The sequence below is a fragment of the Burkholderia sp. AW49-1 genome (assembly GCF_053427845.1).
Map to the genome: position 1 here is coordinate 108,775 of NZ_JBSAXF010000004.1, position 18,318 is coordinate 127,092.

Sequence of the window (18,318 nt, forward strand, 5' to 3'; positions counted from 1 at the left end):
CGTTCCCGCACATCCCTCCGATGACCGCCCCGTTACCCGAATCCCGTTCGCCGTCGCCGTTACCCGCCAACCTGTTCCGTCACGCACCGTTCCAGCGCTTCTGGGGCACGCGCGTGATGTCGTCGCTCGCGTTCCAGATCCTGTCGGTCGCGATCGGCTGGTACGTCTATGCGCTCACGCACAGCGCGTTCGCGCTCGGGCTCGTCGGGCTCGCGCAGTTCGTGCCGATGTTCGCGCTGACGCTGGTCGTCGGGCAGGTGGCCGACCGTTACGATCGCCGGCGCGTCGCGACGATCTGCCAGAGCGTCGAGGCGCTGGCCGCCGGCGTGTTCCTGCTCGGCGCCGCGACAGGGGGGCTCACCGCGCCGGGCGTGTATGCGCTCGCGGCGATCGTCGGCACCGCGCGCGCGTTCGAATCGCCGTCGGTATCGTCGCTGCTGCCCGCCGTCGTGCCGCGCGGCGACCTGCCGCGTGCGACCGCGCTGTCGACGTCCGCGAACCAGGCCGCGCAGATTCTCGGGCCGGCGTTCGGCGGGCTGCTGTACGGCATCGGCGCGCCCGCCGCGTTCGGCACGAGCGTCGTCGCGTTCGCGATCGCGGCGGTGCTGAGCGGCACGATTCCGCTGCGCAGCGCGCCCCCCGCGCGCGAACCGGTCACACTGCGTTCGGTGTTTTCCGGTATCGCGTTCATCCGGCGCGAACCGGCGATCCTCGGCGCGCTGTCGCTCGACCTGTTCGCGGTGCTGTTCGGCGGCGCGACCGCGCTGCTGCCGATCTATGCACGCGACATCCTGCAGGTCGGGCCGTGGGGGCTCGGCGCGTTGCGCGCGGCGCCCGCGGTCGGTGCACTCGCGGGCACGCTGTGGCTCACGCGCTTTCCGTTGAAGGGGCGGCCGGGCCGCGCGATGTTCGGCGGCGTGATCGCGTTCGGCATCGCAACGATCGTGTTCGGGCTGTCGAGGCATTTCGCGGTGTCGCTCGTCGCGCTGGCGGCATTGGGGGCGTCGGACGTGGTGAGCGTCGTCGTGCGCCTGTCGCTCGTGCAGCTGCGTACGCCCGACGACATGCTCGGCCGCGTAAGCGCGGTCAACTCGTTGTTCATCGGTACGTCGAACCAGCTCGGCGAATTCGAATCGGGCGTGACAGCGGCGTGGTGGGGCGCGCCGGCCGCGATCGTCGTCGGCGGCGCGGCGACCATTGCCGTCGCGCTGACGTGGATGAAGTTGTTCCCTCAGCTGACCAACATGAAGTCGCTCGAACGCGACGCTTGATGCGCGTCAGGCGTCCTGCGTCACGCGCACGGCCGTGCCGTAGCAGATGACTTCCGTGATGCCCGACCCGATATCGGTCGAGTCGTAGCGCATCGCGACGATCGCGTTCGCACCGAGCTTGCGCGCGTCGGCGAGCATCTTGTCGAACGCTTGCTGCCGCGCCTTCTCGCACAGCGACGTATAGAGCGTGATGTTGCCGCCGAAAATGGTTTGCAGCGAGGCACCGAACGAGCCGACGATCGAGCGCGAACGCACGATGATGCCCTGCGCGACGCCGAGCGAACGGACGGTCGTGTGGCCGGGCAGGTCGAACGCGGTCGTGACGCGCTCGGGCGAGAGATCGTCGGCGGAGCGGGAGAAGTCGGTCATGGAGGTGCACCGTGTCGCGGAAGTGATCGGACGACGATTCTATCCGGAACGGGAAATCGGACTCGAACGGGCGCGCATGGCGCGCGCCCGTTCGGCGAGGTGTTAAGCGACCGAGGCGCCGTCAGTGCTTGACGGTTGCGCTGCCGTCACCGCCGAGATCGACGGCATACGCGAGCGCCAGCTTGCCGAACTTCAGCGCGTGGTTCGCCTGCCGGTCCGAATTCTCCAGCGTATCGTTCACGGTATGGATATACGGGCTGTCGTTCTGGTCGGCCTCGAACGGGAACGACGCCGGATAGCCCTGCGCATTCCACGACGCGTGATCCGAACAGGCATACCCGCACTGCGACGTGCCGATCGCCAGTTCCGGCAGGTAGGTCTTCGCCAGGTTGGTCAGATAGGTGTTCTGCGCGGCGTTCGTGTAGTCGGTGATCAGGTAGATGTCTTTCGGATCGCCCTTGTAGTTCGTCATGTCGAGCTGCAGCACGCCGACCACGTTCGCATTCTGCGTGCGGAACTGCTTGGCGATCGCCTTCGATCCGAGCAGACCGGCTTCCTCGGCCGCGTAGCCGACGAACTTGATCGTCCGCTTCGGCCGGTAGCCGTTCGCGAGCAGCACGCGCAGCGCTTCGGTCAGGCTCGCAATGCCTGATGCATCGTCGTCGGCGCCGGGCGAGCGCGTGTTTTCCGTCGTGCGGCCGACCGTCGAATCGAGGTGGCCGCCCAGCACGACCGTGCCCGCGGCGGGATCGCTGCCGCGAATCGTCAGGATCACGGATTTTTGCGGAAAGCTCGTATGCGCGAACTGCTCGACGGCGATGTCGGTCCGCGAGCCGGCCAGTTGCTTCCACTGCAGCGCGAGCCAGTCCGATGCGGCGACGCCATGTGACGTCGTGTAGTAGCGGTTCGTGAAGCCGGACATCGACGTGATCGTGCCGACGATGTTACTGGCTTGAAGTTGCTGGATCCAGGTCTTGATCTGCGGTGCGTTCGACACGGTGTAAGCGGTCGCGGCCGCCTGTTTCGCGAGCGCCGCGGGTATCGGCTGCAACGCCTGGCGCGCGTCGTCGAACGACTCGTGCACGATGTAGCCGGGCCCGTGGCCGCGCGCATGGTGTACCGCGTGAGAGAGTTCGCCGAGCCGCGCATCGTCGATCTCGACGACGTGCACGGTTTCGCGGTGCGCGGCGCCGTCGGCCGTCTTGCCGGCGTCGACCGTCGTGCTGTACTGCGCGGTCGCGCTCGCGTCGATGCGTTGAAGCTGGCGGAAAGCGGTGTCGCCGAGCGTGATCCACACCGGCGTCGCGTGCGCGGCGGCGGTCAGCAGCATGCCGCCCAGCGCGGCGCTCAGGCGGGTCAATGTCAGAGTAGGCATGTTCGATCTCGTGAGGATGGCGATGTCGAGGAAGAGGGCGCGCCGCAGGTCGTGCGACGCCGCCCCGCCTGCTGCGGAATTACGACTTCTGCGGCACGGTCACGCCGTACGTGCAGCTCTGGTTGTACGCGTTGCCGATCGCCGTGAGCTGCGCGCTGCTGTAGCCGAGCGCGGCGGCGGCAGTCAGCACGGCTTGCGCGGCGGCCTTCTGGTTCGTCGAGCTGTTGGTCATCGACAGCCCTTTCAGGAACGCCTTGTCCATCGCCTGCGCCCCGATCGCATTGCGCGCGACGAGGTTGCACGACGCCCAGTACTGGCCGGCCGTGTGGATCTCCGCGCCGCGTGCCTGCGCGTAGGTGCGACCGACGTTCCAGTTCGTCACGCGGCCACCCCAGTATTCGTTGTGGCCATCCCAGTTGTAGACCCAGTGATACTGCGCGTCGGACGGGCTCCACTGGTTGAAGTCGCGGCTGTACGCGGCGGCGAGATAGTCGCCCGTGCCTTCCGACAGGCCTTCCTGCTGCGACAGGCCGCCATTGGTCACCCAGTCGTGGATGCCGTGCCCGAGCTCGTGGATCACGACGTCCGCATCTTCCGCATCGTCGACGCCGCCTTGCCCGAAGGTGAGCCGGCCGCTGCTCGACGAGTACGACGAGTTGTCGTCGCCCGATTCGCCGTGCGGGTCGTACTGCACGCCGCCCGTGTACTGGTATGGCATGGCCTTGATGCCGAGCGTCTGGTTCACGTAACGAAGGAACGTGTCGATGTGGTAGTACGTGTTCACCGCCTCGAAGTACAGGTTGCCGCGCGTGAACTCGAACGCGGGCGTCGCCTGTGCCGGGCACGCGTTGTCGCGCGGCGCATCGAAATCGACGCACGACGCATACGGGCCGGACAGCACGTAGCGAGAATTCGACTGCGCGAGATCCTTCAGCGTCACGCGCACGCGCGAGGCCGTGAGCTGCGTGGAGTCCACGTCGTTGTTGTCCTTGTAGCCCGTGCTGCCGTAGCTGCTCTTCGTCGACGACAGCGGATCCGGCCGGAACACGAAACCGGTGCCGTCGGTCGCATAGAACGCCTTGTCCTCGGCGCGCAGCACTTCGCCGCTGCCCGCGTCGATCAGCAATTCCCAGTCTCCTTTCGGGCCGTCCTGCGGGCGGCCGCGCACCTTCCATGCGGTATGCGTGCCGGCTTTGTCGACGAACGCGACGAGCTGCGCGTCGAGGTTCGTGAAGCCGCCGACGCCGAGATACGCGCGCGCGCGGTCGAGCGCCTGCTGCTGGTCGACGGCCTGCGCCTTGCGCGCGGTGGCGACTACGCCGTTGATCGTATTGCTCGCGACGTACAGGATGCGGCCGTCCTTCGCGACCGTCACCGCGATGTCGCTGCCGTACACGGGCAGCCCGGCCGCCTGCTGCTGGAAGCGCACGACGGTGAAATCGGCGTCGTCGCGCTCCGACGTGACCGCGAGGCTCGCGAGCGCGGCCGGATCGAGCCCGAGCTGCGTCGCCTGCGATGCGACGAAATCGCGCGCGGTGGCGGCGGGCGTGGCGGCCGCCTTCTTCGCGCGATACGCGGGGTTGTACAGCGTGACGGCGACGCCGTCGGCGCGGAACTGGCCGGCGGCCGTATCGGCCTTGGCCGCGGCCGGTGCCACGCCGCGCGTCAGGCTTTCGCGCAGGCTCGACGCCTGCGGATTCGCGACCTTGGTATCGGCCGCGCTGCCGCCGACGATGCCGAAACCGAGCGCGAGACCCAGGGCGAGCGGCAATGCTTTGCGTGATGTCTGCATACGTGATCCTCATCTCAACGGTTGGACACGCCCGCGCGCTTGTGGCGAGCAGGCACGACACGGCCCGCGCACCGGCTCGATGGAACCGGTGCGACGAAGCGGTGCAGGGAGATTCGACTGACTGAGGAGAACTAAGCGTCAGGTCGAAAAGAATCGGAGCGGAAAGGCGGCGGGGAAGCGAACGGCAGGCAGGTGCGGCGACGGCGAAGCGAGCATCGTCATGTCATACCCCTCGGATCGGCATTGATGGCGGTTTGGCAGCCCGCGTGGCGCGACGTGCGCAGGCCCGGGCTCTCATCTCCTTAGGGCTGCCTATCTAATTTCGAGGTATGTTACAGAATATTTTCGGTGACATTGCAATTTATTTTCGAAGGCCGCTTCGGTCCGGCGATCAATTGGCGGCATTGTTCGTCGAATGACGGGAAACGCTACCGAAGCGCGCAATGGCGCGCCGGATTGTACGTAAAAGCGGCGCTGCTCAGCGCGTCGCGCGGCGGTCGCTGCGCGGGCTCACGCCGAAACGCGCGCGATACGTGCGCGAGAAGTGAGACGGCGATTCGAAGCCGCATGCGACGCACACCGACGTGATGCTCATGTCGGTCTGCTGAAGCAGTTCGCGGGCGCGATCGAGTCGCAGGTTCAGGTAGAAGCGCGTCGGCGTGTCGTTCAGCGTCGCGCTGAACAGCCGTTCGAGCTGGCGCCGCGTGATCGACACGTCCTGCGCGAGCGCGTCGGAACCGAGCGGGCTCTCCATGTGCCGCTGCATCGTGTCGATCACCTGGATCAGCTTGCGGTTGTGCACGCCGTAGCGCGCGGCGATCTCGAGCCGCTGGCTGTCCGAGCGTTGCCGGATGCGGCTGACGACGAACTGTTCGGAGATCGCCGCCGCGAGGTCGGCGCCGTGCCGCCTGCCGATCAGGTCGAGCATCATGTCGATCGACGCGGTGCCGCCCGCGCAAGTGATGCGCCGGTCGTCGATCTCGAACAGTTCCTGCGTCGCGTTCAGGCCCGGGTAGCGTTCGCGGAACGCGGCGAGCGCTTCCCAGTGCAGCGTGAGCGTTTGCGATGCGTCGAACAGCCCGGCTTCCGCCAGCACGAAGCTGCCGGTGTCGATGCCGCCGAGCGTCGCGCCGTGCCGGTTCTGGCGGCGCAGCCAGTCGCCGAGCGCGCGGTCGTAGCACACGAGCGGATCGAAGCCGGCGACGACGAACACCGTCTCGACCTGCGCGACGTCCGCGTACGCGGCTTCGGCGGCGACCGGGATGCCGTTGCTCGCGGCGACGGGCGCGCCGTCCGCGCTGATCACGTGCCAGCGGTACAGCTCGGTGCGAAAACGGTTCGCGACGCGCAGCGGTTCGACCGCCGACATGAAGCCGAGCGCGGAGAAGCCGGGCAGCAACAGGAAGTGGAAATCCTCGGGCATCGGGGCGTGGGGTGGAATCGGGTGGTCGTCACGGACGGGCGCGATGCGGTGCGGCGCGGCGTGCGATCGGACATACGCGCGCCGCGCCCGGCTCGCGCAAGCTGGACGTTCAACGCCCGATTATCGCGGTTTTGCGGGGGCTCAGCGCGTTTTTGCGCCGCGCGCCGTCCGGCGCGCCGTCGTCGAAGGCAGCTCGCCGAACTGGTCCTTGTACGCGTTCGCGAAATGCCCGAGGTGGATGAACCCCCAGCGCGCGGCCGCTTCGCTGATCGGCAGGTCGGATTGCCGTGTGTCGAGCAGCAGGCGCCGCACTTGCGCGAGCCGCAGCGAGCGCGTGTAGTTCAGCGGACCGGTCTGCGCGACCGACTGGAAGCTGTTCTGCATCGTGCGCCGGCTCACGCGCAGCTGCGTGCACAGGCTCAGGATGTCGACGGGCGCCTCCGGGTGCTCGATCACGTAGTCGTGCACGCGCCGCACGATGTCGGCATGGCACGCATGCGTCAGACGATTCAAAGGCTCGGGCATTCGATACGTGAGCAGATCGACGAGTACGTTCGCGACATCGCTGCGCAGCACGGACTGCGCACGCGTCGTGTCGAACGTATCGGGCGCCGACAGCACGCGTTCGAGCAGCGTCGCGAGCTGCACGCTCGCGCGTTCGCGCGCGGCGACCGGCACGTCGGCGACGCCGCGCCGCAGCGCGCGCTCGTCGAGCCGGAGATCGGCAGCATCCTCGATTTGCTGCATTAGCTCGGAATCGACGACCACGCCGATCAGCGACATGTCGTCGGGCGAATGGAGTTCGAACGGCGAGCCCCCGCGCGCCAATACGATCGTGCCACCCTCGATGCGCGCATCGCCGAATGCGAAGGTGCCCGAGCCGGTGAGCGGCATGCCGAACACCGTATGGCCGTGCGGCAGGCGCCCGCGCTGGATGACCCGCACGTTCGCCGCTTCCTGGAACAGTTGCACGCCGTCGAACTCCACTTGCTTGACCGCGCTGCGATACGAGCCGGAGCCGATCTGGTCGTAGCGTTGGTCCCAACCACGCAGCGCCTCGGCATGCCGGTCCGCGTCGTCGAACATCTGATGAAACACGAGCATGGCGCCTCCGGCGGTCGTTCGGACCGCGCAAGATTAAACCGACCGCATGGTCGGTGCAATACGGATGAGCGCTATTTCCGTGGGGTTTTGGAGGGGGCGGAAGATGTCGACCTCGGGTGCCTTTCAGGCGGTTTTCCAATATCCCGAATCGGCACGCACGCGTTGCCGGTACGGGTGCCGAGCGGATTTATTGTCGAACTACAGTTGCCCCACATAACGTGAATCCCAACTGGAGGCGACATGAGAACAAGGCGACGCACCGCGGCTTTCGCGGCGACGCTGGCGTTCGCGGCGGCGTGGGCCGGCAGCGCATACGCGACGGAAAAGCCCGAGGAACTGGTCGTGCAGAAGATGCCGCCGTGGCATCCGCACGAGGTGTACGTCGTCGATATCGCAATGCCGACGATGACCGACGGACGCATCTTCGTGTACGACGCCGATGCGAAGAAGCTGCTCGGCCAGATTGACGGTGGTTTCGCGCCCGGCTTCGCGATCTCGCCCGACCGCAAGACGAGCTTCGTTGCGACGACCTATTTCTCGCGCGGCTCGCACGGCACGCGCACCGACGTCGTCGAGATAACCGACAACACGACGCTCGACCACACGGGCGAGATCGTGATTCCGGCGAAGCACGGGCAGCACGTGCCGTCACCGTACAACACGGCGTTCAGCGCGGACGGCAAGCTGCTGTACGTCGCGAACATCACGCCGGCCGCGTCGGTGACGGTGATCGATGCGGTATCGAGGAAGGTGCTGTCGGAGATCGACACCGCGGCATGCGTGCTCGCCTATCCGTCGGGGAACGATCGCTTCACCGCGCTGTGCGAGAGCGGCAAGGCGATCACCGTCACACTCGACACCAACGGCAAGGAGGTGAAGCGCACGATGTCCGACGCATTCATCGACGTCGAAAATGATCCGGCCTTCATCAACGCTTCGCGCTACCACGGCGGTTATCTATTCACGACGTACCACGGCAACGTGCGCAGCGCCGACTTCAGCGGCGACAAGCCGACGTTCGGCAAGTCGTGGTCGTTGCTGAGCGACGCCGAGCGCGCCGAAGGCTGGCGTCCGGGCGGCATGCAGCAGACGGCCGTGCAGGTCGGGCAGAACCGCTACTACGTGCTGATGCACAAGGGCGGCGACGGCACGCACAAGGATCCCGGCACGCAGGTCTGGGTGTACGACCTGAAGTCGAAACAGCGTGTCGCGCGCTGGGACCTCGCACAGCTGAATGTCGATCCGCTCGTGTCGATCCAGGTCAGCGAGGACGAGAAGCCGCTGTTCTACGGACTGACGGGCACGTCCGATCTCGTCGTGATGGACGCGCAAACGGGCAAGCTGCGGCACGTCGAGAAGCAGATCGGCAGCACGTCGACGCTGCTCGTGAACCCGTGAGGCCGCAATGACGCTCGATCCCGTACTCGCCATCAGCGCACAGGCAGGCGCGGCCGTCGTCGTGCTGCTCGGCGCCTTCGCCAAGATGCGCCGGCCTGCGACGTTCCGGCGGGCGCTCGCCGGCTATCGCCTGCTGCCCGACGCGCTCACCGCGCCCGTCGCATGCGCGATTCCGCTTGCGGAAGCCGTCTGCGCCGCGGCGCTGCTGTTTCCCGATACGCGCACGACCGGCGCGCTCGGCTTGATCGCATTGCTGCTCGTATTCGCGGCCGGCATCACGATCAACATCTTGCGCGGCCAGACCGACATCGACTGCGGCTGCTCCGGTTTCGCCGCCGCGCGCGCGGACGCGCCGCGCGGTATCGGCTGGCTGCATGTCGCGCGCGTGCTGCTGCTCATCGTGCTGACTGCGACCGCGTTCGTCGAACCGGGCAGCCGCCCGGTCGTGTGGTTCGACTACGTGACGCTGTCCTCTTCCGTGCTGCTGATCGTCTGCGCGCTGCTCACCGTCGACGTGCTGCTCGCCAACGTACCACGCCTTTCCCACCTGAGGAATTCATGATGCAAACCGCTCTCACCGTTTCCACGGCCTTGCTGTGGGTTGCCGTTTTCGCGCTCGGCGCAATCTGCCTCGCGCTCGTGCGCCAGATCGGCATCCTGTACGAACGCATCATGCCGGCCGGCGCATTGATGATCGACAAGGGGCCGGCGGTCGGCGCGATCGCGCCGACGTTCGAACTGACCGACATTCGCGGCTCGCAGGTGAAGGTCGGCGGTATCGATGCATCGGGCAAGGCGACGCTGCTGTTCTTCCTGTCGCCGACGTGCCCGGTCTGCAAGAAGCTGCTGCCGCTGTTGCCGTCGCTGCAGGCGAGTGAATCGACGCCGGTGAACATCGTGCTCGCGAGCGACGGCGATCTCGACGAACACACGCGCTTCGCACAGAAGCACGACCTTGCACGTTTCCCGTACGTGCTGTCGCAGGAGCTGGGCCTCGCGTATCAGATCGGCAAGCTGCCGTACGCGGTGCTGCTCGACGACACCGGTGCCGTGCGCGCAAAGGGGCTCGTCAACACCCGCGAGCATCTCGAGAGCCTGTTCGAAGCGAAGGAGCGTGGCGTTGCATCGCTGCAGGAGTTCGTGCACGGCGATCACGACCATGGCGGTCACGAAGGGCACGCGCAGCACGCGTGACCGGCCGACCCTCTTTCAACGTCAACGGAGAACAACCACATGGGGCTGTTTGATTCATGGTTCGAGCGGTCGGCGCGCGGCGTCGCGCAGCATAGTTCGCGGCGTAGCGCGATGGCGAAGCTCGGCAAGGTGCTGGTCGGATCGGCGATGCTGCCGCTCTTGCCCGTCGATCGCACCGCGTATGCAGCGGATGCGGCGTCGGGCGCATCGGCGGCTTCGGGTGCTGCCGCGCCGGGTGCGAGCGACGACCCGATGAGCTGCGATTACTGGAAATACTGCGCGATCGACGGCTGGCTGTGCAGCTGCTGCGGCGGTACGTCGAGCAGTTGCCCGCCGGGCACGACGCCATCGCCGATCACGTGGATCGGCACGTGCCGCAACCCGCACGACGGGTCGGACTACATCGTGTCGTACAACGATTGCTGCGGCAAGACATCGTGCGGAAAGTGCTTCTGCAACCGCAACGAGCGCGAGAAGCCGCTGTACAAGCTGTCGCTGAACAACGACATCAACTGGTGCATGGCGAACGGAAATTCGAACTACCACTGTTCGGTTTCGGTCCTGCTAGGAGCGGCGAAGCAATGAAAATGAATCATGGTGGAAAGTTCGTTGTCGCGTGTGTGGCGGCTGTCGCGGGGTTTGCGTTGCCGGGTTTCGTCGATGCGCAGCAGGCCGTCCACTACCCGGCGGGCAAGAGCCTGTTCGATGCGCAGTGCGCGGTGTGTCACCAGGCGGGCGGCAAGGGGCAGGACGGCCTCGCGCCGCCGCTGACCGAGTATCCGGGCAGGTATGCAACGGCCGACGCGGGCCGCGTGCAGCTCGTCGCGACGTTGCTGCACGGGATGTTCGGCGAGATCACGGTGCACGACAAGCGCTACAACTTCAAGATGCCGTCGTTCGCGAGTGCGAGCGATGACGATATCGCGAACGTGCTGAACTATGTCGTGTTCGATCTCAACGACAAGCACGGCGACGCGAGGCCGTTCACGGCGGCCGACATTCGCGCGGCGCGCGTGAACGAGATGGACGGCACGGCCGTTCATGCGCAGCGTGCGGTCGTGACGAAGGGGCTGGGGCTTTGAATGCCGCGCGCATGGGCTTGCGTGGCGGCCGGCGCGCGGCGGCGTGCCCGAACGTTTCGTTCATGGCAGGTTGCCTGTCTTCGATGCTGGTCGCTGCCGCGTTCGCGATTGCCGTACCCGCGCATGCCGACGGCGTGATCGACGCGACGCTCGCGCGACAGCACTGGGTGCTCAACTGCATGGGCTGCCACACGGCGACGGGCGGCGGCATTCCGGGCAAGGTGCCGCCGCTCGCGAACTCGCTCGGTTATTTCACACATCTGCCGGCGGGGCGCGAGTACGTGATGCGCGTGCCCGGCGCGTCGAATTCGGCGCTGTCGGACGAGGATCTCGCCGACGTGCTGAATTGGGTGCTCACGACGATGAACCGCGATGCGCTGCCGCACGACTTCAAGCCTTATACCGCCGCCGAAGTCGCCGCGCATCGGCGTCCGGCGTTTTCGGACGTCGCGACGGTACGCGCCGGGCTGGTCCGCGCACTGCATGAGCGCGGAATCGAGGGTGTGTCCGAGCGGTACTGATCGGCTTTGCCGATGGCGCTTGGGCGCCGGTGTCGCGGTTGCCCGCATCGTCTTCGCAGGTGATGGCACCTGAGCGCACCCATGTCACGATCTCGACGTCCCAGTGAGCATGCGGGCAGAAGCCGGAATGCGGCGCGAGCGCATCGTCGTTCCACTGATAAAGCGCGCCGAGTGGTGCATGGTCGGCGCATCCGAACTCCCCGAAACGGAAATGCAGCCGTGTGTCGCGCCACGCGCGTCTGATTGCGCCAAGCGACGAAAAGACACGATGTTCGATCATGATCTGCGTCGGGCGGACGCGCTGGCACATCGGTGCGGAGCGATCGTAGACGATCGCTCCGCGCCCGGTGCGCCTGCGCCACGCTCAGATCTGCTGCTGGCCGCCATCGACGAACAATTCGATGCCGTTCACGAAGCTCGCGTCGTCCGACGCGAGGAACAGCGCGGCGCCCGCGATCTCTTCCGGCTCGCCCAGGCGCCCCATCGGAATCTGCGCGGCCAGGTAATCGGCGAGACCTTGCCGTTGCGCGGCGTCCTGACCGGCGAGGTCGAGCAGGCCCGGCGTGCGGGTTGCGCCCGGGCTGATCGTGTTCACGCGAATGCGGCGCTCCTTGAGGTCGAGAATCCAGCTGCGAGCAAACGCGCGCACCGCCGCCTTCGAAGCCGAATACACGCTGAATGCAGCGGTGCCCGCGCTGCCGGCCGTCGAGCCGGTGAGGATCACCGATGCGCCGTCGGCGAGCAGCGGCAACGCCTTTTGCACCGTGAACAGCACGCCCTTCACGTTGCGATTGAAGGTGTCGTCGAAGTGTTCTTCCGTGATGCTGCCGAACGGCAGCATCGAACCGCCGCCGGCGTTCGCGAACAGCACGTCGAGACGTCCGTGTTCTTCGTTGATTTGCGCATACAGCGCGTCGAGTTCGTCGAGCTTCGTGGAGTCGACGCGTACGCCCGTCGCGTTGCCGCCGCCTTCGCGGATCGCATTGACCGCGGCATCGAGTTCGGCCTGACGGCGGCCGGTCAGGTAGACGTGCGCGCCTTCCGCCGCGAAGCGCTGCGCGGTGGCGAGGCCGATGCCGCTGGTGCCGCCGGTGACGAGTGCGATCTTGTTGTCGAGCTTGCGTGCCATGGTGATTCTCCTTTCGTTCAGTGAGTGGGTGACTGCGTTTCGGTGTTGCGTGCTGCGATGTAAGGAGAATATCGACGTGCCCTTCTTTTCGAAATAGAATTGATCGCAAGTCAACGTTGCATAAATGAAAAGATGAGGGAAAATGGCCAGGCTGCCTGACTTCGAAGGGCTCGCGATGTTCGCCAAGGTCGCCGAGGAAGGATCGTTCGCGGCGGCGGCGCGCGCGATGGGCGTATCCGTGGCGACCGTTTCGCGCGGCGTCGCCCGTCTGGAAGACCGTTTGGGCGGCCGACTTTTCAACCGGACGTCCCGTCAACTGGCGCTCACCGAGTTCGGCCGGACAATCTGCGAAAAGGCCGGCGAGGTGTATCGCCATGCCGAAGAAGCGGAAAGTGCCGCGCGCGAGATGGCCGTGCAGCCGCGCGGGCTGGTGCGCCTCGCGGTGCCGATGTCGTTCGGGTTGCGCTGGGTCGCGCCGCTGCTGCCCGGTTTCTTTCGTGCATATCCGGACGTGTCGATCGACCTGCATCTGTCGGATGCGTCGGTCGACCTGATCGCAGACGGTTTCGATGCCGCATTGCGCATCGCCGCGCTGCCGGATTCGTCGCTGGTGGCCCGGCGGTTGTGTGCGGTGACGCAATACGTGGTGGCGTCGCCTGCATACCTGAAGCGCGAAGGACGGCCCGCGCATCCGCGCGAACTGGCGGGGCGGCCATGTCTCTCGTACGCGTATCGGGCGCATAGCGATGTGTGGCGTTTCACGAACGAAGCGGGTGACGAGGAGGCGGTCATGCCGAACGGTCCGCTGCGCGTGACGAATGCCGATGCGCTGTTGCCGACGCTGCTCGCCGGTCTAGCGATTGCGGAGCTGCCCGAATTCATCGCCGGCGAATATCTGGCCGATGGCCGCCTCGAAGCGATCCTGACCGACTGGTCGTTGACGAGGGGCGGCCTCTACTTCGTCACGCCGTCCGCGCGCGCACGGCCCGCGAAGGTTGCCGCACTGTCCGACTACTTCGCCGAACATCTGTCGGATCCGTCCTGGCGATGGCCGAAGTGATCGATTGCCGCAGTGCGCCATACGACACACCAAAATCCCCTGATGTCCGACGGCTTTCGCTAGAATCGATCATCGTTCAGGTACAAGCGCAGAAATGCATCGGTGCGGCGGTATCCGCTACGCGAATGCCGCTCGCGCTCATCCCATGGTTCATCCTTTACCGGAGGCGAACGTGCCAGGCTTACTTCCCGATGTCGATCGTGACGGGCTTCTCGAATATTCGGTGGTGTACACCGACCGGTCGATCAATCACATGTCGCAGCGCTTTCAGGGCGTCATGCGCGATATTTCCGCGGCGCTGAAGAAGGTCTACCACGCGAAGGCGGTGGCGATCGTTCCGGGCAGCGGGACGTTCGGCATGGAAGCCGTTGCGCGCCAGTTCGCGACGGACAAGAAGTGTCTGGTCATCCGCAACGGCTGGTTCAGCTTCCGCTGGTCGCAGATTTTCGACATGGGCCGCATTCCGTCCGAGTCGATCGTGTTGAAGGCGCGTCCGGTCGAGCCGGGCAGGCAGGCGGCGTTCGCGCCGGCCCCGATCGACGAAGTCGTCGCCGCGATTCGCGAACACAAGCCGGATCTGGTCTTTGCTCCGCATGTCGAAACCGCCTCCGGGATGATGTTGCCCGACGCGTATCTGCGCGCGGTGGCCGACGCCGTGCACGCGGTCGGCGGCATGTTCGTGCTCGATTGCATTGCGTCCGGGACGATCTGGGTCGACATGGAGGCGAGCGGCGTCGACGTGCTGATCAGTGCGCCGCAGAAGGGCTGGAGCGCGTCGCCTGGCTGTGCGCTGGTGATGATGAGTCCGCTTGCGCGCGAGCGAATCGATGCGACGACCAGCACCAGTTTTGCGTGCGATTTGCGCAAGTGGCTGCAGATCATGGAAGCGTACGAGAACGGCGGGTTCGCGTACCACGCGACGATGCCGACGGACAGCCTCGCGACGCTGCGCGACGTGATCAAGGAAACGGAAGCGTACGGCTTCGACAAGGTGAGGGCGGAACAGCTCGAGCTCGGCACGCGGATTCGTGCGTTGCTGGCCGAGAAGGGGTTCCGGAGCGTGGCGGCGGAAGGCTTCGAGGCGCCGGGCGTCGTCGTGAGCTACACGGACGATGACGACATCCGGTCCGGCAAGAAATTCGTCGACGTCGGCATGCAGATCGCGGCCGGCGTGCCGTTGCAATGCGATGAGCCGGCGGATTTCAAGACGTTCCGGATCGGCTTGTTCGGGCTCGACAAGCTGCATGATGTCGATGCGGCGGTCGGGCGATTTGCTGACGCGTTGGAACGCGTCCTGTAGCTCGCGTTTTCGATCGGCCGAGGTCGGAAGCCGCCAAATCCGGCGGCGGCTTCCGACCCAAACAAGCCGGACGTTGCCGTTCGTAAAGCACTGTTGGACTGCGGACGGTTTCCCGCGCCCGTACTCGACCATTTTGGACAGTGACATGACCGAATGCGCTCTGACATTTGCCAGTCAAACCGAATGGGAAAGCTGGTTGGCGCAAAACGGCGGAACTTCGAGCGGAATATGGCTGCGTCTGGCGAAAAAGGGTGCCACGCACCGAACCGTCACCTACGACCAGGCGTTGGAAAGCGCGCTCTGCCATGGCTGGATCGATGGCCAAAAACAGGCTGAGAGCGAGACGTACTGGCTACAACGCTTCACGCCGCGCTCAGCAAAGAGCATCTGGTCCAAACTCAACAAGGACCGGGCCGAAGCGCTGATCGCCGCAGGCAGGATGCGTGCATCCGGCATGCGCGAGATCGAGAAGGCGCGGCAGGACGGCCGCTGGAAGGCTGCTTATACGTCGGCCAGCAACTCGACCGTGCCGGACGACCTGCAGGTGGCGTTGGACGCAAATTCGAAAGCCAAGGCGTTCTTTGCAACGCTGAACAGCCGCAACCGCTATGCCATCCTGTTCCGGATACAGAATGCGAAAAAGCCGGAAACACGGGCGCGTAAAATCGCGGAATTCGTCGACATGCTGAACCGCGGTGAAACCTTCCATCCGTAAAACTCGTGCTTCTGATGGAGATCTTGCGAAACGCGGGCATCGAATCTCTGATGGCCGCTTCGTTACGGCAGCCTTCATGCGCGGGAAAGGTTGTGCCTGCAACAAACATCGAACTTGTGTCTGCTCGCGTACGCTTCATGCGGCGATTCGTTGATCGTCCGAAGAATCTCGTCGACCAGAGCGATGTCCGCGCCGGTTGCGGTGCAGACCGCAACCTGCTGACCGACGAGGTCGGCCGTAGCCGACCCCGCATCGACCGCAATTACGCGGCCGCGTTGCGATTCGCCTCGATCACCGTCAACGCCGTCATGTTCACGATCCGTCGCACGGTCGCACTGGACGTGAGGATGTTCACCGGCGCGTTGACGCCCAGCAGGAACGGCCCGACCGCAACGTTACTGCCGGCCTCGGTCTTGAGCAGGTTATAGGCGATATTCCCTGCATCGACGTTCGGACACACGAGCAGGTTCGCCGCACCCTTCAGCGGCGACATCGGCAGCAGCCGCGCACGCAGCGCCTCGTCGAGCGCGCAGTCACCGTGCATCTCGCCATCCGCCTCGATGTCCGGGGCATGCGCACGAATGATTTCCAGCGCCTGACGCATCTTCACGCCCGAAGCCGCGCTCCCCGACCCGAAGTTCGACCGCGACAGCAATGCAACCTTCGGCGAAAGATTCAGCCACTCCATCTGCCGCGCGGCCGCGATCGTGAATTCCGCGATCTGCTCCGCATCCGGGTTGTCGTTGACGTGCGTATCGACCAGCGCGACCGTTCGCTGATTCAGCAGCAGGATGTTCATCGCGGCGTAGGTCGACGCATCGGGCTTCCTGCCGATCACTTCGTCCACGAACCGCAGGTGATTGTGATACTCGCCGACCGTCCCGCAGATCATCCCGTCCGCATCGCCGAGCCGTACCATCATCGCGCCGATCAGCGTCAGGCGGCGCCGCATTTCGACACGCGCCATTTCCTTCGAGATGCCGTCGCGGCAGCGCAATTCCCAATACGTCGTCCAGTATTGCGGGAAACGTTCGTCATATTCCGGATTGGTCACTTCGACATCCTGACCGAGACGCAAGCGCAGGCCGAACCGCTCGATACGCGCGAGCAGCACCTCCGGACGCCCGACCAGGATCGGACGCGCGAGCTTCTCGTCGACGATGACCTGCACCGCGCGCAGCACGCGCTCGTCCTCGCCCTCGGTGAACACGATGCGTGCCTTGCCGCCGTCGCGCACGAGCTGGCGCGCGGTCGCGAACAGCGGCTTCATGAACGCGCCCGAGTGGTAGACGAACTGCTGCAGCTGCTCGACATACGCGTCGAGATCCGCGAGCGGGCGCGTCGCCACGCCGCCTTCGATCGCGGCCTTGGCCACGGCCGGCGCGATGCGAACGATCAGGCGCGGATCGAACGGCTTCGGAATCAGGTATTGCGGACCGAAGGACACTTCATCGCCGCCATAGGCCGCCGCGACGATGTCGTTCTGCTCTTCCTGCGCGAGGCCGGCAATCGCGTGAACCGCGGCGATTTCCATTTCACGGGTGATCGTCGTTGCGCCCACATCCAGTGCGCCGCGGAAAATGTACGGGAAGCAGAGAACGTTGTTGACCTGGTTCGGGAAATCCGAGCGGCCCGTCGCGATCACGACGTCGTCGCGCGTCGCATGCGCGAGTTCCGGGAAGATTTCCGGCGTCGGATTGGCGAGCGCGAGAATCAGAGGGCGCGCGGCCATCGCCTTCAGCATTTCCGGTTTCAGAATGCCGCCGACCGACAGCCCGAGGAACACGTCGGCGTCGCCGATCACTTCGGACAGCGTGCGCGCGTCGGTTTCCTGCGCGAAGCGTTCCTTGGCGGGATCCATCAGCGTGGTGCGGCCGCGATAGACGACGCCTTCGATATCCGTCGCCCAGATGTTCGCGACCGGCAGCCCGAGGTCGACGAGCAGGTCCAGGCAGGCCAGCGCCGCGGCACCGGCGCCCGACGTCACGACCTTCACCTCGGAAATCGACTTCCCGACCACCTTCAGCCCGTTGATGAACGCGGCGGCGACGGTGATGGCGGTGCCGTGCTGGTCGTCGTGGAATACGGGAATCTTCATGCGCTCGCGCAGCTTGCGCTCGACGGTGAAGCACTCCGGCGCCTTGATGTCCTCGAGGTTGATCCCGCCGAAAGTGGGCTCGAGGCCGGCGATGATGTCGACGAGCTTGTCCGGATCGGTCTCGTTGATCTCGATGTCGAACACGTCGATCCCCGCGAACTTCTTGAACAGCACGGCTTTGCCTTCCATGACCGGCTTCGACGCGAGCGCGCCGATGTTGCCCAGACCCAGCACGGCGGTGCCGTTGGTGATGACGCCCACCAGATTCCCGCGGCTCGTGAAGCGATGCGCGTTCAGCGGCTCGGCGGCGATCGACTCGCACACGCTGGCGACGCCGGGCGTGTAGGCGAGCGCCAGATCGCGCTGCGTCACGAGCGGCTTGCTGGCGACGACGGAGATCTTCCCCGGGGTCGGAAACTCGTGATAGTCGTACGCGGCCTGCTGCTGAGTCTCTGTCTGTTTCATGTTTTTGGGTCCGGGCGTGCGC

17 protein-coding genes and 1 pseudogene are annotated in these 18,318 nt (G+C 65.7%); 10 read left to right on the plus strand and 8 right to left on the minus strand.

Features of this window, described 5'->3' with window-relative positions; all coding sequences use genetic code 11:
* Positions 1 to 20: 20 nt before the first annotated feature.
* A complete protein-coding gene (locus tag ACV22W_RS08820; protein ID WP_448018816.1) occupies positions 21 to 1,271 on the plus strand; it encodes an MFS transporter in 1,251 nt (416 codons plus the stop codon).
* A 6-nt stretch (positions 1,272 to 1,277) separates the two neighbouring features.
* Here the strand turns inward: ACV22W_RS08820 and ACV22W_RS08825 are convergent, their stop codons facing one another.
* From ACV22W_RS08825 to ACV22W_RS08845, 5 genes are all read right to left on the minus strand, one after another.
* Positions 1,278 to 1,640, minus strand: coding sequence for a YbjQ family protein (locus tag ACV22W_RS08825; RefSeq protein WP_059692038.1), 363 nt, complete (start codon positions 1,638 to 1,640; stop codon positions 1,278 to 1,280).
* A gap of 121 nt (positions 1,641 to 1,761) precedes the next feature.
* Positions 1,762 to 3,015 (minus strand): M20/M25/M40 family metallo-hydrolase, encoded by a 1,254-nt coding sequence (locus tag ACV22W_RS08830; protein WP_448018817.1) that lies wholly within the window; start codon positions 3,013 to 3,015, stop codon positions 1,762 to 1,764.
* 79 nt (positions 3,016 to 3,094) lie between these two features.
* A complete protein-coding gene (locus ACV22W_RS08835; RefSeq protein ID WP_448018818.1) occupies positions 3,095 to 4,807 on the minus strand; it encodes a M36 family metallopeptidase in 1,713 nt (570 codons plus the stop codon).
* 478 nt (positions 4,808 to 5,285) lie between these two features.
* A complete protein-coding gene (locus ACV22W_RS08840) occupies positions 5,286 to 6,230 on the minus strand; it encodes a GlxA family transcriptional regulator (protein ID WP_059534215.1) in 945 nt (314 codons plus the stop codon).
* Between the two features lie 141 nt (positions 6,231 to 6,371).
* Entirely contained in the window at positions 6,372 to 7,334 is a 963-nt protein-coding gene (locus ACV22W_RS08845; RefSeq protein ID WP_448018819.1) for a helix-turn-helix domain-containing protein, read from the minus strand.
* 240 nt (positions 7,335 to 7,574) lie between these two features.
* On the opposite strand from ACV22W_RS08845, the gene ACV22W_RS08850 reads away from it, so the two are divergent.
* The 6 genes from ACV22W_RS08850 to ACV22W_RS08875 all read left to right on the plus strand — a co-directional run bounded on the left by ACV22W_RS08850 (position 7,575) and on the right by ACV22W_RS08875 (position 11,529).
* Positions 7,575 to 8,732 (plus strand): amine dehydrogenase large subunit, encoded by a 1,158-nt coding sequence (locus tag ACV22W_RS08850; protein WP_448018820.1) that lies wholly within the window; start codon positions 7,575 to 7,577, stop codon positions 8,730 to 8,732.
* A 7-nt stretch (positions 8,733 to 8,739) separates the two neighbouring features.
* The gene (locus ACV22W_RS08855; RefSeq protein WP_448018821.1) at positions 8,740 to 9,294 is read left to right on the plus strand and encodes a MauE/DoxX family redox-associated membrane protein; all 555 of its coding nucleotides are present in this window, start codon (positions 8,740 to 8,742) and stop codon (positions 9,292 to 9,294) included.
* Entirely contained in the window at positions 9,291 to 9,926 is a 636-nt protein-coding gene (gene mauD, locus ACV22W_RS08860; protein WP_448018822.1) for a methylamine dehydrogenase accessory protein MauD, read from the plus strand. Before ACV22W_RS08855 ends, mauD begins: the two co-directional genes overlap by 4 nt.
* A 39-nt stretch (positions 9,927 to 9,965) precedes the next feature.
* On the plus strand, positions 9,966 to 10,511 hold the full coding sequence (locus ACV22W_RS08865; RefSeq protein WP_059534225.1) for a methylamine dehydrogenase light chain: 546 nt from the start codon (positions 9,966 to 9,968) through the stop codon (positions 10,509 to 10,511).
* Entirely contained in the window at positions 10,508 to 11,008 is a 501-nt protein-coding gene (locus ACV22W_RS08870) for a c-type cytochrome (protein ID WP_448018823.1), read from the plus strand. The genes ACV22W_RS08865 and ACV22W_RS08870 overlap by 4 nt, the downstream gene beginning before the upstream one ends.
* Positions 11,009 to 11,070: 62 nt before the next feature.
* Positions 11,071 to 11,529 carry a c-type cytochrome gene (locus ACV22W_RS08875; protein ID WP_448018824.1) on the plus strand — a complete coding sequence of 153 codons (459 nt, stop codon included), beginning with the start codon at positions 11,071 to 11,073 and terminating at the stop codon, positions 11,527 to 11,529.
* A gap of 43 nt (positions 11,530 to 11,572) precedes the next feature.
* Here ACV22W_RS08875 and ACV22W_RS08880 read toward each other — a convergent pair.
* Both ACV22W_RS08880 and ACV22W_RS08885 read right to left on the minus strand, forming a co-directional pair.
* Positions 11,573 to 11,839, minus strand: a pseudogene (locus ACV22W_RS08880) (pirin family protein); the annotation flags it as partial.
* 54 nt (positions 11,840 to 11,893) lie between these two features.
* Positions 11,894 to 12,658, minus strand: a complete 765-nt coding sequence (locus tag ACV22W_RS08885) for an SDR family NAD(P)-dependent oxidoreductase (protein WP_059702324.1) — start codon at positions 12,656 to 12,658, stop codon at positions 11,894 to 11,896.
* A gap of 142 nt (positions 12,659 to 12,800) precedes the next feature.
* Here ACV22W_RS08885 and ACV22W_RS08890 point away from each other — a divergent pair, with 142 nt between their 5' ends.
* The 3 genes from ACV22W_RS08890 (at position 12,801) to ACV22W_RS08900 (ending at position 15,733) form a co-directional block, all read left to right on the plus strand.
* Complete coding sequence (locus ACV22W_RS08890) at positions 12,801 to 13,718, plus strand: LysR family transcriptional regulator (RefSeq protein ID WP_448018825.1); 918 nt, start codon at positions 12,801 to 12,803, stop codon at positions 13,716 to 13,718.
* Between the two features lie 172 nt (positions 13,719 to 13,890).
* Positions 13,891 to 15,018, plus strand: a complete 1,128-nt coding sequence (locus ACV22W_RS08895; protein WP_448018826.1) for an aminotransferase class V-fold PLP-dependent enzyme — start codon at positions 13,891 to 13,893, stop codon at positions 15,016 to 15,018.
* 145 nt (positions 15,019 to 15,163) lie between these two features.
* On the plus strand, positions 15,164 to 15,733 hold the full coding sequence (locus ACV22W_RS08900; protein ID WP_448018827.1) for a YdeI/OmpD-associated family protein: 570 nt from the start codon (positions 15,164 to 15,166) through the stop codon (positions 15,731 to 15,733).
* A 262-nt stretch (positions 15,734 to 15,995) separates the two neighbouring features.
* Here ACV22W_RS08900 and ACV22W_RS08905 read toward each other — a convergent pair whose 3' ends face one another.
* Complete coding sequence (locus ACV22W_RS08905) at positions 15,996 to 18,296, minus strand: NADP-dependent malic enzyme (protein ID WP_448018828.1); 2,301 nt, start codon at positions 18,294 to 18,296, stop codon at positions 15,996 to 15,998.
* Positions 18,297 to 18,318 lie beyond the last annotated feature (22 nt).

Coding starts and splice junctions, on each gene's coding strand:
- ACV22W_RS08890 (WP_448018825.1), top strand. CDS start 12,801: ATGGCCAGGCTGCCTGACTTCGAAGGGCTCGCGATGTTCGCCAAGGTC.
- ACV22W_RS08865 (WP_059534225.1), top strand. CDS start 9,966: ATGGGGCTGTTTGATTCATGGTTCGAGCGGTCGGCGCGCGGCGTCGCG.
- ACV22W_RS08875 (WP_448018824.1), top strand. CDS start 11,071: ATGGCAGGTTGCCTGTCTTCGATGCTGGTCGCTGCCGCGTTCGCGATT.
- ACV22W_RS08830 (WP_448018817.1), bottom strand. CDS start 3,015: ATGCCTACTCTGACATTGACCCGCCTGAGCGCCGCGCTGGGCGGCATG.
- ACV22W_RS08900 (WP_448018827.1), top strand. CDS start 15,164: ATGACCGAATGCGCTCTGACATTTGCCAGTCAAACCGAATGGGAAAGC.
- ACV22W_RS08835 (WP_448018818.1), bottom strand. CDS start 4,807: ATGCAGACATCACGCAAAGCATTGCCGCTCGCCCTGGGTCTCGCGCTC.
- ACV22W_RS08840 (WP_059534215.1), bottom strand. CDS start 6,230: ATGCCCGAGGATTTCCACTTCCTGTTGCTGCCCGGCTTCTCCGCGCTC.
- ACV22W_RS08855 (WP_448018821.1), top strand. CDS start 8,740: ATGACGCTCGATCCCGTACTCGCCATCAGCGCACAGGCAGGCGCGGCC.
- ACV22W_RS08845 (WP_448018819.1), bottom strand. CDS start 7,334: ATGCTCGTGTTTCATCAGATGTTCGACGACGCGGACCGGCATGCCGAG.
- ACV22W_RS08850 (WP_448018820.1), top strand. CDS start 7,575: ATGAGAACAAGGCGACGCACCGCGGCTTTCGCGGCGACGCTGGCGTTC.
- ACV22W_RS08820 (WP_448018816.1), top strand. CDS start 21: ATGACCGCCCCGTTACCCGAATCCCGTTCGCCGTCGCCGTTACCCGCC.
- ACV22W_RS08825 (WP_059692038.1), bottom strand. CDS start 1,640: ATGACCGACTTCTCCCGCTCCGCCGACGATCTCTCGCCCGAGCGCGTC.
- ACV22W_RS08905 (WP_448018828.1), bottom strand. CDS start 18,296: ATGAAACAGACAGAGACTCAGCAGCAGGCCGCGTACGACTATCACGAG.
- ACV22W_RS08885 (WP_059702324.1), bottom strand. CDS start 12,658: ATGGCACGCAAGCTCGACAACAAGATCGCACTCGTCACCGGCGGCACC.
- ACV22W_RS08870 (WP_448018823.1), top strand. CDS start 10,508: ATGAAAATGAATCATGGTGGAAAGTTCGTTGTCGCGTGTGTGGCGGCT.
- mauD (WP_448018822.1), top strand. CDS start 9,291: ATGATGCAAACCGCTCTCACCGTTTCCACGGCCTTGCTGTGGGTTGCC.